This window comes from Nostoc sp. DSM 114159, from assembly GCF_053470285.1.
In genome coordinates, this window is the sequence record NZ_JBPFEH010000001.1 from 2547729 (window position 1) to 2561163 (window position 13435).

A 13435-nucleotide genomic window follows, 5' to 3' on the forward strand; every position below is an offset into this window, starting at 1 on the left:
TATTTAAGACTATAAAGCTGTAAATTACTATTTATAACTTACGTTTTGGCAAAATTAATATCAATAAACCAATTACCCAGATTGGGAAAAAATTCGTTTTGAGAATGAGTCAAACGCTCAATTTGTTTCTCAATTTCCGACATAGCTTTTTTTGTGAGTTTCACTCCGGTGGCGTAAGTTTGAGTAACTAACTTAACAATTGGATGTTTACCCTTCCATGTCATACTAGCAGCCAAGTTTAAAGCCGTTTCTATTTCATCTAAGATGCTGCCGTTCCAATGATTTTCTAATACTGCCCATGTTCTTTCTATGGGATTATATTTGCTATGGTAAGGCGGATAGTAAGCTAAACGTATATTCAATGAGTATTTCTGGGCAAACTCTACTATACGTTTCATAAACTGGGTGCGTCGAGAACTATTCTCTGGCCCATTATCTTGATTGAGCAGTAATGTTTCAACGTGAGAAAAACGATGTTTCTCACTCATCCAAAAATCCTCTAAAATATCAACTATAAAATCGCTTGTAACTTTCGATTCCGTAAAATATAAAAAAAGTTCATCAAGCTCTGGAAGGAATATCCCATAAGGAGTTACGGTTGTTTTAGGATGATAATCATGGTCATCAGCTTCGACCTTAGCCCGGCTTTTACCTCCTCGGTCAAATGAGCCAATTTTGACGCGAGCTTTTCCATCCAGCGACAGACGCAAGACACTTCCGTCAGAAGATGCATTTTGATTTACTATATCTAGTTGCTCAAAGATTGCGTCGGTTTGGGGAATTTTTTTTGAGGTTGAACTTTAGCTACTCGTCTCAAGTTATAGCCTAAGAGGTTCAGTTTCAGACGAATCGTTTCTGACGTAGGTAAATCTTCATTCCTATAATCATACTTTTCTATTAATTGCTTTCTCACTTCGGTAGCACAGAGACGAGTATATAGTCTTTGACTTTTAAAAGTTGGGTCTGTCTGGCTTTGGGAATCTACTAAATTTTTGATATCTTCTAGGAGATTTGGTAAATGTAATTCTGCTTTATAGCGACCTTTTGCGCTCATATTGTCAATACAGGTAACACCACTAGTTAATTCTTTCATCCCTTTACGGATAGTACCTCGATTCCATCCTAATTCCGATTCTGCAAGTCTCTGTCCACCTACACCCAAACCTTGGACTGTTGACGCTATAAACTTACGTTTTGCAGCACCTTTTAATTGAGATGCTGTTTGTTTTAATAGTTGTTTCAGTGAAGAAGTTAATACTATAGACACCTCTGCTGCACCCAAAAATTCATCATTACTGAATTTACTACAAAAAGGAGGGGAGAAAGCGGCAGCCGATGGCTGCCGCTTTCTCCCCCCTAAAATGATTATCATTATCTTAAATGGGATGTTTTATTTTTTGGAAGTCCCTTGACGAACTGGCCAAATCCCTGGCGTTTCATCAGCGGTAGCCCAGCAGCGATGCCATTGAGTACGCCACGGATGTTCACATCAATCATCCAGTCCCATTCATCAACTTTCAGCGCTTCTAGCTTCGAGAGCGGCATAACGCCTGCATTGTTAACGATGACATCAATGCGGCCAAATTTGCTCTGAGCAAATTCTACAAAGGCTTGGAAGTCGGCGCGATTAGTAACATCAAGAGTCTGATACTCCGCCGAGCCTCCCTCAGCGCGGATTGTAGCCACGAGCTTTTCTAGCCGCTCCGTGCGTCGTGCGCCCAGGATGACGTGGATGTCCTTACGAGCGAGTAGACGTGCTGTCGCCTCACCGATACCGCTACTTGCGCCTGTAATTAGTACGACTTTCTGTTGGTTGGTAGTCATAAAACCGGATCTCCAAGTTGTTGTATTCTCTAGCACACTCTTAATCTAAGGGAGTCAAAGCTTGATGCGGTAATCTGAACCTGCGAAATTCTTGCCTAATCCTGCATTTTTATTCATGTTTATCATAAAAAGATAAACTGACCTCAGCGGCTAAATAGATTGCAGCTGCCCTGAATGTTAGTTTAATAAAGGATTTCAAACAACATTATGGAACAGACTGTTAGAAAGCAGCAGTCCGAGCTAGCCGCTCTGATTGCACAAAACAGTAATGGAGATGGTGTCCATCCCACAGCGATCGAGCGGTTATTCCTGATCCGTTCATTACAACCTACTGCCCCTCTCCATACCCTGCATGAGCCTGCCCTTTGCATCGTCGCTCAGGGCAAGAAACAGGTAATGTTGGCAGACAATCTGTATGTTTATGGTCAAGACCAATATCTGGTGGTGTCGGTCGATCTGCCTGTCGTTGGGCAAGTGATTGAAGCGACACCAAGCCTTCCGTATCTGTGTCTTCGGCTCGATTTAGATCCCGGAGAACTCAGCACACTGATGATGGAGGCAAAACTAGACGCTCCCACTAACCAACCACTAAAACCGGGTTTGTCTATTAATCCTGTTAGCCCACAACTACTTGATGCTGCAATCCGACTTGTACGGTTGTTGGAAACGCCCCAAGATATTGCCATCCTCGCACCTTTGATGGTCCGAGAAATTTTCTACCGTTTGTTATCTGGCGAACACAGTGCTAGATTGCGACAGATTGCTTTAGTCGATAAACAATTCCAAGCAATTAGCAGAGCGATCAACTGGCTGAAATGGAACTACGAAAAACCATTTCGGATCGATACGATCGCTCGTGAAGCGCGCATGAGTCCCTCGTCGCTTCATCATCACTTTAAGTCTGTCACCACCATGAGTCCTTTGCAATATCAAAAACAACTTCGGCTTCAACAAGCCCGTCGTCTGATGCTGGGGCAAGGTATGGATGCAGCAACAGCTAGTCATTATGTGGGTTATGAAAGTCCCTCACAGTTCAGCCGTGAATACAGTCGCTTGTTCGGCGCACCACCGTTGCGTGATATGGCTCGGTTAAAAAGTGGAGTTTTTGGGGATGGGGGGTGAGGGGTAGGGGAGTAGAGGGGACAAGGGGGACAAGGGGGACAAGGTGACAAAAGTTAGAACTTACAACAAGTCTTTCCCCTTGTCCCCAATTCTCCTTGTCCTCTTGTCCTCAACAATTTCTGGATTTAGCCTTCCACTAATTCGGGATTTATAAAATGTTTCATCTATTTCTATGCTGTAATTTAACAGCATTTCCCGCCAAGCTCGGTAGTGTATAGGATCGGTATTGACAATAGTGCCGTCTAGGTCAAAAAGAATTGCAGCCAGCATGATTTTTGGGTAAAATGTAAATAATTGTTAACTTAATTTAAATAGTTTACATTGTTTTTTGCCTTTAGTGATTGTTCCTTTGTTAATACGGGGATTGGGGACTGGAGAAGAAAATTTCAAGAGTCACAAATTACTTTGCTAAATCCTAAAATCTATACTAGATAGGGCATATAAGGGTAGACAGGTAAAACCTCTGGGCAAACTGCCGTATAATTGATAACCTTCTTCGTAAGCAAATGGTAGCCGCCACAAACTTTTTTCGCGTTGACGATTTATTAGTGCAGATTTACAACTCTGAAGTCGAAATGGCCGAGGATGTTGCCGTAATCGTGCAAAAGTATTTACAGCAAGTTCTTAATCTTCAGGATACAGCTGCTGTATTGTTAGCTACAGGTAACTCCCAACTCAAATTTCTTGATGCTTTGATTGCATTGGGTGATGTAGATTGGTCGCGGATTATTGTGTTCCATCTAGATGAATATTTGGGAATTACTGCCGATCATTCTGCTAGTTTTCGGCGTTATATGCGAGAACGTGTAGAAAATCGGGTTAATCCTAAGAAATTTCACTATATAGAAGGTGATACATTACAACCAGTAGCAGAGTGCGATCGCTACACTAAATTATTGCAAGCACAACCGATTGACTTATGCTGTCTTGGTGTTGGCGAAAATGGACATTTAGCTTTTAACGATCCAACTGTAGCAAATTTTCAAGATCCTTACAGCGTAAAACTGGTAAAGCTGGATACTGTAAACCGTCAGCAACAAGTAAGTACAGGTCACTTTCCGAATTTAGAAAATGTTCCACAGTATGCTTTTACTGTCACCATCCCAACAATTTGTTCGGCTAAAAAAATTATCTGTCTTGCTCCAGAAAAACGTAAAGCGAATGTGGTAAAAGATATGCTGCAAAGCTATATCGGTACAGACTGTCCAGCTTCTATTCTTCGTCAACAACCACAAGCAACGTTGTTTTTAGATGTTAATTCTGCTAGTAGACTAGAATAAATTTTGACTTATTAACACCTAAATATTCCAAGCTAATTATTGCAGCGATCGCTGGAATTGCAATTCAGAAGCTTTGCAAAGTGGCAGATTTTTCTTAGCTGACATTCAAAACAACCAATAGATGCTACTGGACAAGCTATTCTATGTTTTATCGCCGCTCAAGGGGAAGGGGCTATAGTCAGGCGCCAAACTCTATTGCAACAGTTCCCTGATGCTGATATTATTTTCAACTTGCTGTTGCAACGGAAGTTAATTGAGGAAGTTGACGACGGCTATCGCTTCCAAGTGGAGTTTATTCGTCGCTGGTTTATTTGAATTATGTCTGATAAGTTAACTTCTGACAAATACTACTTGTGCTGGCGTAATTGCTCTACTATATAATCTTCTAGTTCTTGTTTTTCTCTGTTACTAGCATTTCGTTGATAAGTTCTTCCAGTTTCTTGAATAAACCTACGTTTCTCGCTGGGAGAAGATTTGAGTTTACCTCCAGTTCCTTGCAACTTTTGCTGTAATTCTTCCCAAGTTTTTTCACCCACACTTTCACCTAGTTTGACCAGTGCCTTTGGGAGTAACATTTTTGCTTCTCTTTGAAAATCTTCTTCTGTCTCAAGGGAAGCTAAATCTATATTGCTAAAGTCGATATCGATTTGAAACTTATTCATACGATTGTATTTATTTTGTTCAAAATTATTATCAAAATCCGGTAAAGATGGGTTTTCACTTTTCAGTTACGATCGCCAGATAGTATGATTGTACTGTTTGATGTTGGTCACTGTTGAAAATATCAATTCCGAAAGTTGATTTAATACTTCCGGTAGTATAGCCTTACTTAATCATTCATCACAAGATTCTCGGCTTATTGAAACAAGTGGGAAATCTCAGCCTTTTGGTTTTCATTTATAAAAGAAGATTGCTATATATTCAAAAAGAATACACATAACTAATGACCGTACAACCAAGTTAGCAATATTAGAAATGCTATCTTAAAAACAAGGTCATTTGCTCAGTTTTTGAGGATAATACTATGACTACAACGCTCAAAGAGCCTAATTCTATTGAGTCATTGCTAGGTAAAGAGGCTGAAGACCTGCTTACTTACAAAGCAAAAGTTTCTCGTGATTTAATACATTTGCCGGGCCCAGACTTTGTAGATCGCATCTGGCTCAACAGCGATCGCAATCCTCAAGTATTGCGTAATCTCCACTTACTTTACTCTACTGGTCGTCTGGCAAATACAGGCTATCTCTCGATTTTACCAGTAGACCAAGGGATTGAACACTCAGCTGGCGCGTCTTTTGCGCCCAATCCAATTTACTTTGACCCAGAAAATATTGTCAAGTTAGCGATCGCCGCAGATTGCAATGCTGTTGCTACTACTTTGGGGACATTAGGTATAGTTTCGCGCAAGTATGCCCACAAAATTCCCTTTATTGCCAAAATCAATCACAACGAATTGCTGACTTTCCCCAATCAATTTGACCAGGTATTGTTTGCGGATGTCGAACAAGCTTGGAATTTAGGGGCGGCGGCGATAGGTGCGACAATTTACTTTGGTTCGGAGCATTCTACCAGACAAATTCAAGAAATCAGCAAAGCTTTTAAACGCGCCCACGAACTCGGTTTGGCAACAATTCTCTGGTGTTATCTGCGGAATAACGCCTTTAAACAAGATAAAGATTACCACCTTGCGGCTGATCTTACCGGACAAGCGAATCATTTGGGCGTAACGATTGAAGCTGATATTATCAAACAAAAGTTACCCGAAAATAACAATGGTTACGGTGCAATTGCCAAAGCCAGTGGTAAGAGTTACGGCAAAACCGATGAGCGGGTTTACACAGAGTTGACAACCGATCACCCAATTGATTTAACTCGTTACCAAGTACTAAACTGCTACTCTGGGCGTGTCGGGTTGATTAATTCTGGTGGCGCGACTGGTAAAAATGATTTCGCCGAAGCAATACGCACCGCCGTAATCAACAAACGCGCTGGTGGTTCAGGATTAATTTCTGGGCGAAAAACCTTCCAACGTCCTTTTGAGGAAGGTGTAAAACTGTTTCACAACATTCAAGATGTTTACTTGTCGCCAGATGTGACGATAGCTTAAGAAGTCAAAAGGTAAAAGGCAAAAGTAAAAAGAAAAGAATCTTTTGCCTTTTTACTTTTTACTTTTCAATGCCCCATTGTCCTACTTCAAGCCTAGAATATTCAAGACTATATACAAGCCACCTGCGTATGTAGCAGAACCAAGCAGTACACAAACCGGCAGTGTCAGCACCCAGGCTAGGAGCAGATTTCTTAGAGTATCCATTTGCAAACCCGAATGGTTCGCCGCCATTGTACCCGCTACACCAGATGATAGTACGTGAGTGGTGCTGACTGGTAGACCGAAATAATCCGCAGCACCAATGGTTGTCATAGCTACTAACTCGGCGGAAGCTCCTTGAACGTAAGTAAGGTGGTCTTTGCCAATCTTTTCACCTACTGTTACTACAATCCGCTTCCAACCAATCATTGTGCCAAGACCCAGTGCAATGGCAACGGCAAATTTTACCCAATTGGGAATGAATTTGGTTACTTTATCCAACTGCGTTTTATAACTGGTAAGCACCTCTTCTTGTTTGGTATTAGTTAATTTTTTCTGTTTGTCCAACTTTGCAATTGTTCCAGCTACTAGATACATATCAGTTCGTAATGAGCCAAGCTCATCCTTTGAAAGCTGCTTGAAACTAGTCTTATCAGCAAGCTTATCTTTGATTGTACGACTCTTAGCAGCAAGAGCTGGTAATGTTTTTTCGGTGGCTTCGTTACTTGGTTTGAGGTAGTCGGAAAGCTCATCTGAGACGTTTTGGTTGTTTAAGAATGTTCCAGGTAGTGGTTGTTGCAGCACTGAAATCACAGAGTTGGACGTAGCGGCCAACTGAGCGATCGCTCCTGCATTGGTATCTATATTCAGTGCAAACATACCTGGTAGAATGCCTACCAAGATGAGCATGATCAAACCCATACCTTTTTGACCATCATTTGAACCGTGGGCGAAGCTCACACCAGTACATGTCAAGATTAACAAAGCACGTATCCAAGGCGGCGGTGCTTTACCATGATCCGGCGCACGGTATAACTCTGGTCGTTTAATCAGTATCTTCGCTAGTATTAACAGCAGTGCGGCGCAGGTGAATCCAATAATTGGCGAAATCAGTAAAGATGTAAAAACTTCCTGTGCCTTTGCCCAATTCACGCCCTCACCAAAAATATGACCCGAAGACAACATTGAATTTGCTAAACCAACACCTATGATCGAGCCAATCAATGTGTGTGAACTGGATGCAGGTAAGCCCAAGTACCAGGTTCCCAAGTTCCACATGATCGCTGAAATCAAAAGTGCAAAGACCATTGCGAAGCCTGCACTTGAGCCAACATTGAGTACCAACTCAACAGGAAGCAGGGCAATAATGCCAAAAGCAACAGCTCCGCTTGATGTCAGCACACCAATTAGGTTCCAACAGCCTGACCAAACAACGGCAATATTTGGCTTTAGGGTGTTAGTATAAATGACCGTGGCAACTGCATTTGCAGTATCATGAAAACCATTGACAAACTCGAAGCCGAGTGCAAGACTCAGCGCCAAAGCCAGAAATAAATATTCCATTTAGCACTCCTAGTAAAAGACAAGAATGCACCCTGACTAAAATAATTTGTGTTGCAAAAAACTATTAAAACTGGGAAAAAACTTGGAGTTATTGCAATTCAGTGAGCTACACAAAAAGTTATAATTAAAAATACAACTTTGTGCTAAATAAATTTTCTGATTGCATCTGTTATTTCAAAATAAGAATAGGTTCTAATTACAATTAGAAGATTAGAATAAATAGGTTAAGGAATAAATAAGAAACAGTAAAAAATAAATTAAGGAACTTCAAATCATAGTTACGGGGAGCAGGGGAGCAGGGGAGCAGGGGAGCAGAGGGGACAAGGGGAATAAGAAATAACTAATGACTAATGACTAATGCCCAATGCCCCATTCCCGATTTTTATCTAACGTTTCGCAGTAAGAAATCTGGCTGGCCACAACTTTTTTGCGATCGCTTCAAAATCTCGGCGCTACAAATCCCAGGTTCACCATTTTTGGAATAACAAAAGAAGACTTCTTGCAAAAATCTTCCCGAACCAGAACAAAAAGGTGCTATTCCATCAGCAGTAATTTGATTATTAGCACTCACAAAGGAATTTTTAAAATTTGTAATTGTAGTACGCAATGGTTTTGCCGGACGATTATAAGCTGCGGGAATAGCGATCGCATCTTTTAACCTTTTACTCAATCCCAAGTATTCCGCAGGAGTTTTCCCCGAACAAGTACCATGTTTTTCCCATTCATGATCGTAAAGTTTATTACTAGGATACAAATTTGGAAATTGTCGCTTTACTTCCGACGGTAATTTTTGTGTAGAACAATTAGCAGGATAACCAGTTTGATACTGCGGCCACAAACCATGTAGTACAAAACCAAGTTTCCTTCCAGAACCACACTGCTGCTTGTCACGGCTACCATTTGCCGCACAATAATCTGGCGACCAAGAGAGTGTCAGTACATAAAAATCAAATTTACCCGGAGTACCGCGATTTTGAGCAATGGCAGCATTAGGTATAAAAAGACCAGTAATTAACAGAGAAGATGCAATTAAAAGTTTCTTAATCTGCATAAAAACAACTAGTTTACCTAAAAATAAAGTTATACATAATACATGGTTAAGAGTCAATAATCAAACTGCTTTGCGGAGTCATTTGTCATTTGTCACTTGTACTGAGCGACTCGTACCGAGCGGAGCCGAGGTAAGCCGAAGTATTGGTCATTAGTTATTTCTTATTCTCCCCTGCCCCTCAGCTCCCCCTGCCCCTCAGCCCCTCTGCTCCCCTGCTCCCTCATCTCCCCGATTCTCAACGAATTCAGAAAAAGCAAATCTTGGTAGGGATTCTGGGATATCCTTAGATAAGTGAAAGATTTGCCAAAAATAGTAAGAATGAAGCTGGCAGCAAGAGTAAGTCAGGTAACACCTTCATTAACCTTAGCGATCGCAGCCAAGGCTAAGGCACTGAAGGCGGAAGGAATAGATGTTTGTAGTTTTAGCGCTGGAGAACCAGATTTCGATACCCCAGCGCATATTAAAGCCGCAGCAGTCAAAGCTTTGGATGAAGGCAAAACCAAATATGGTGCAGCAGCCGGAGAACCAAAGTTAAGGGAAGCGATCGCCCACAAGCTTAAAACCGACAACGGTCTTGATTACAAGTCGGAGAATGTCATCGTCACCAATGGCGGTAAGCATTCTCTGTACAACTTAATCGTGGCGCTAATCGATCCAGGTGATGAGGTAATTATCCCTGCACCCTACTGGCTAAGTTATCCTGAAATGGTGACTTTGGTAGGTGGAGTTTCGGTAATTGTCCCTACAGATGCCACGACTGGTTATAAAATTACTCCCGAAAAACTCCGTAAAGCGATTACGCCGAAGACGAAGTTATTTATCCTCAACTCCCCATCTAATCCCACTGGGATGGTGTACACGCCAGATGAAATTAAAGCACTGGCGCAGGTAATAGTTGATGCAGATATCTTTGTTGTCTCTGATGAGATTTACGAAAAGATTCTCTACGACGGTGCAGAACATATCAGCATCGGTTCTTTGGGTCAGGAAATTTTTGACCGGACTTTGATTAGTAATGGGTTTGCGAAAGCTTATTCTATGACTGGGTGGAGACTTGGTTATTTAGCGGGGCCTGTAGAAATCATTAAAGCAGCAAGTTCCATCCAAGGACATAGTACATCTAACGTGTGTACCTTTGCCCAATATGGTGCGATCGCGGCCCTACAAAGTTCTCAAGATTGTGTCGAAGAAATGCGCCAAGCCTTCGCCAAACGGCGACAGGTAATGCTAGACAGACTCAACGCCATTCCCGGATTGAGTACTGCAAAACCAGATGGCGCTTTTTATCTGTTCCCTGATATCAGCAAAACCGGTCTAAAATCCCTAGAATTTTGTGACGCTTTGTTGGAAGAACATCAAGTTGCTGTCATTCCCGGAATTGCTTTTGGCGCTGATGACAACATTCGCCTTTCCTACGCCACAGATATGGCGACGATTGAAAAGGGAATGGATAGATTAGAGAAATTTGTCAAGTCGCGTATTTAGTTAATTGTCAGTTGTCATTTGTCACTTGTACTGAGCGACTTGTGCCGAGCGAAGCCGAGGTAAGCCGAAGTATTTGTCATTTGTGAGGAGTACTTCTCTACTCTTCAACTTTTTAACTCCACCTTTTCGACTCAGAACTGGTGGAGTTCATTTTAAACCTCAAGTTTCATGTTTTGAAGTTCAAGTTTTGTGTTCTAAAGTTCAAGTTTTGTGTTCTGAAGTTTAAGTTTCGTGTTCCGAAGTTTAAGCTTTGTGTTCTGAACTTGAAGTTTCATGTTTTGAAGTTCAAGTTTCGTGTTCCGAAGTTCAAGTTATAGGGGTTTTTAGTAAAACATGGCTTGTTTCATTGGCTCTATGTCATCTAAAAACAACTCGCGGGATTCAAGATAATATAAGATTGCTTCAATAGGATCTCGTGCTTCGATTGGATAATACCTTTGCTCGTATGCTTTCACAAGCGTAGTTAAAACTTCCAAGCGGTCAAACTCTGGTGTATTTAGTTCTGCATCAAACAATCTTTTAATTTCATCAAGTGCAGCACGATAATCAGCTTCGGTGTGGATAAGATGGGTTTCAAGCATAGGTATTACTTCCTCAAATACTCATTGCATCTACGTTGTTGTATTCTTTAAAGAATTATGCCCGTGAAGGCAATTATGCTGCCAAGTCCACCCAATTATGAACAAAATATACGAAATCAGCTTGTCTCTCTATTAATAAAATATTAAAAAGTTTGATACCGCCAAAAGTTTTGATTTCAACTTTTGGGCTGATATTTTTAGATTAGGTAACAATCGGGGAGAACTAGGGGAGGCAAGTCTTGAGACTATAAATCAATACAGTTAACTTAAATGTATTGAACTATACTTAAGTCTGAGTTTTGTGTTTCCAGCTTCAAGTTTTTGAAGTTCTGCATATTCACACAAACAACCGCGCTACAGTGCAAACAAAATTTGGTAACAGAGGTGAAGAGAGGTCATCTGTTGCGAATAATGTTGCTACTAATTTCAGAACTGCTTTTTCTCGGCGATACACTTCAACCTGTTGTAATTGCCAGTTTAAAATCCAATATTCTTGAACTCCTCTAGAAGCATATAATTTTAGCTTGACTTCGCGATCGCGCCGCTCGTTTTGGACTCCAGGGGAAAGTACTTCTACAACCAGTTCTGGCGCTCCCGTTAAATGTCCTTCATTATCAAGTAAAATGGCGAGGCGTTCTTTACTTACCCAAACCACATCGGGAATAACATTATCTGCATCACTAAAAATAATTCCTGGATTAGGAACAGCTTCACCAAGACCTGATGAGAGTGACCAAGTTCTTAATTCTGCATAAATATTACCAGTAGCTTTTTGATGTCCCCAATGCGGTGCCCTAGTCACAAATAATTCCCCATCGATAATTTCGTAGCGATTACCGTTATCTGGCAATAACTCTAAGTCTGCACTTGTCCAGCGTATCCGTTCATCAATGCTTTGGCTCATCGAAACCTCTGAATTTGTCATTTGTCATTTGTCATTTGTCATTTGTTATTTGTTATTCTCCTCCATACCCTATGCCCAATGCCCCATGCCCCCATGCCCAATGCCCTATATCAACTGCATCTCTTGCAATCCCTGGCGTAGTCTCTTCGCTTCTTCGGGATTATATCTTTCGTGAAGGGCGATCGCTTTTCTAAAAGCTGCTAAACTATCTTGATGATTGCCAACTTTCAGCAACACTACCCCCAAATTTTGATATGCTTCGGCATAGTTAGGATTTAAGGTAATTGCATGTTGATAATATACGATCGCATCTGCAAATAAACCCAAAGCCTTAAATGTCATCGCCAAATTATAATGTCCAAAAACAAAAGTGGGATCGATTTTCAAAGCTGTGATATAAGCAGTTTTCGCACCGTTGAAATCTCCTGCTGCTTTGAGTAAGTTACCCAAGTTGTTGTATGCTCCTAGTTTGAGCATGGGATAGATTGGCAATTTGATGGCAGCTTGATAGTGATAAATCGCCTGTGGGGATTTTTGCAAGCGACTGTAGGCAATGCCTAAATGATAGTGGAGTTCATATAAAATATCGTAGTTGTCTTCAGCAACGGTGATTCCATGTCTTAGCAAATCCATACCTTGAGAAATTTTCCCAGTTTGCACATACAACGCTCCTAATTTACTGCAAACATAGGGATCGTTGGGATGAGTTGCCAGAAACCCTTCCATCGCTGTAGCGGCTTTGGCATATTTGTTATTTTGAGCGATCGCACTTTTTTGATATCCTGTGTGTACAAGGGCAACCCCAGGTAAATAACCTATTTGCCAGTGGGGTTCTCTGGTTAAAATTTCTGACACACTATCATCTACCAAGGCATGGTAAGGACGGTCAAAACGAATATCTGGATGATTGCGGAATAGCCTGGAAACCAGAGAATAGGGAGATTGTTCTGCACCAACTTCTTGGCGGACGAGGTTGAGGAGCAAATATTCATCTCTTGCGATCGCCTCTTGTAACTGCGGTACAATTGCTGAAGTCAGAGTTTCATCAGCATCTAATACCAAAATCCAATCACCAGTGACATATTTGAGAGCTGCATTGCGGGCAGCACTGAAGTCATTACACCATTTAAAATGATGGACTTTTGCACCGAGTTGTTGGGCAATATTGGGAGTGCGATCGATTGAGCCTGTATCCAAGACTATCATTTCATCCACTACTTTTCTCACACTGCTTAGGCATTTAGGCAGTGTTGCTGCTTCGTTTTTCACAATCATGCATAGACTCAAACTCATAATTTAAAACTTGGGAGTGGGGAGTAGTGAATAGAGGGATAAGGGAGATGAGAAAACAACATCTTTACTTCCTATTCCTTTTAACAGTGATAAACTCTGCATAATGGAAAATTTGCTTTGATTGTGAAATGTTACAATCAGGGCTTTTGTATAGACCAGAAATACTGACATGTAGTGTCAATAATGACAGTGTAATGGATAAACTGCCAATCTATGCCGATCCATCTGAGTTTACAGGTAATATAA

Annotated in this window: 12 protein-coding genes and 1 pseudogene; 4 read left to right on the plus strand and 9 right to left on the minus strand. The window is 41.2% G+C overall.

Annotated elements, in window-relative coordinates; translation table 11 throughout:
• Nucleotides 1-38: 38 nt before the first annotated feature.
• A protein-coding gene (locus ACR5KR_RS10555; protein WP_448270155.1) for an ISAzo13 family transposase occupies nt 39-1261 on the minus strand; the annotation gives its coding sequence in 2 pieces (ribosomal slippage) (nt 39-781 and nt 781-1261; 1224 coding nt in all).
• 110 nt (nt 1262-1371) lie between these two features.
• Nucleotides 1372-1824 (minus strand): SDR family oxidoreductase, encoded by a 453-nt coding sequence (locus ACR5KR_RS10560; protein WP_448266480.1) that lies wholly within the window; start codon nt 1822-1824, stop codon nt 1372-1374.
• A gap of 207 nt (nt 1825-2031) precedes the next feature.
• Between ACR5KR_RS10560 and ACR5KR_RS10565 the strand changes: the two genes are divergently transcribed.
• Nucleotides 2032-2946: an AraC family transcriptional regulator gene (locus ACR5KR_RS10565; RefSeq protein ID WP_448266482.1), complete on the plus strand. Its 915-nt coding sequence runs from the start codon at nt 2032-2034 to the stop codon at nt 2944-2946.
• Nucleotides 2947-3051: 105 nt separating this feature from the next.
• Here ACR5KR_RS10565 and ACR5KR_RS10570 read toward each other — a convergent pair.
• Nucleotides 3052-3216, minus strand: a pseudogene (locus ACR5KR_RS10570) (HAD hydrolase-like protein); the annotation flags it as partial.
• Nucleotides 3217-3452: 236 nt separating this feature from the next.
• Between ACR5KR_RS10570 and ACR5KR_RS10575 the strand changes: the two are divergent.
• Nucleotides 3453-4226, plus strand: coding sequence for a glucosamine-6-phosphate deaminase (locus tag ACR5KR_RS10575; protein WP_445626590.1), 774 nt, complete (start codon nt 3453-3455; stop codon nt 4224-4226).
• A gap of 347 nt (nt 4227-4573) precedes the next feature.
• Here ACR5KR_RS10575 and ACR5KR_RS10580 read toward each other — a convergent pair whose 3' ends face one another.
• Entirely contained in the window at nt 4574-4888 is a 315-nt protein-coding gene (locus ACR5KR_RS10580) for a hypothetical protein (protein ID WP_445626589.1), read from the minus strand.
• A gap of 362 nt (nt 4889-5250) precedes the next feature.
• On the opposite strand from ACR5KR_RS10580, the gene ACR5KR_RS10585 reads away from it, so the two are divergent.
• Nucleotides 5251-6333 carry a class I fructose-bisphosphate aldolase gene (locus tag ACR5KR_RS10585; protein WP_445626588.1) on the plus strand — a complete coding sequence of 361 codons (1083 nt, stop codon included), beginning with the start codon at nt 5251-5253 and terminating at the stop codon, nt 6331-6333.
• An 81-nt stretch (nt 6334-6414) separates the two neighbouring features.
• On the opposite strand, the gene ACR5KR_RS10590 is transcribed toward ACR5KR_RS10585, so the two are convergent.
• Together ACR5KR_RS10590 and ACR5KR_RS10595 are read right to left on the minus strand one after the other, a co-directional pair.
• A complete protein-coding gene (locus ACR5KR_RS10590; protein WP_448266484.1) occupies nt 6415-7875 on the minus strand; it encodes an inorganic phosphate transporter in 1461 nt (486 codons plus the stop codon).
• 382 nt (nt 7876-8257) lie between these two features.
• Nucleotides 8258-8926 carry a ribonuclease T2 family protein gene (locus tag ACR5KR_RS10595; RefSeq protein WP_448266486.1) on the minus strand — a complete coding sequence of 223 codons (669 nt, stop codon included), beginning with the start codon at nt 8924-8926 and terminating at the stop codon, nt 8258-8260.
• A gap of 318 nt (nt 8927-9244) precedes the next feature.
• Between ACR5KR_RS10595 and ACR5KR_RS10600 the strand changes: the two genes are divergently transcribed.
• Nucleotides 9245-10411 (plus strand): pyridoxal phosphate-dependent aminotransferase, encoded by a 1167-nt coding sequence (locus ACR5KR_RS10600; protein WP_448266487.1) that lies wholly within the window; start codon nt 9245-9247, stop codon nt 10409-10411.
• Between the two features lie 323 nt (nt 10412-10734).
• Here the strand turns inward: ACR5KR_RS10600 and ACR5KR_RS10605 are convergent, their stop codons facing one another.
• The 3 genes from ACR5KR_RS10605 to ACR5KR_RS10615 all read right to left on the minus strand — a co-directional run bounded on the left by ACR5KR_RS10605 (nt 10735) and on the right by ACR5KR_RS10615 (nt 13171).
• Nucleotides 10735-10992 carry a helix-turn-helix domain-containing protein gene (locus tag ACR5KR_RS10605; protein WP_448266488.1) on the minus strand — a complete coding sequence of 86 codons (258 nt, stop codon included), beginning with the start codon at nt 10990-10992 and terminating at the stop codon, nt 10735-10737.
• 337 nt (nt 10993-11329) lie between these two features.
• Nucleotides 11330-11896 carry a Uma2 family endonuclease gene (locus ACR5KR_RS10610; RefSeq protein WP_448270157.1) on the minus strand — a complete coding sequence of 189 codons (567 nt, stop codon included), beginning with the start codon at nt 11894-11896 and terminating at the stop codon, nt 11330-11332.
• A 105-nt stretch (nt 11897-12001) separates the two neighbouring features.
• Nucleotides 12002-13171 carry a tetratricopeptide repeat protein gene (locus ACR5KR_RS10615; RefSeq protein ID WP_445626583.1) on the minus strand — a complete coding sequence of 390 codons (1170 nt, stop codon included), beginning with the start codon at nt 13169-13171 and terminating at the stop codon, nt 12002-12004.
• Between the last annotated feature and the right edge of the window lie 264 nt (nt 13172-13435).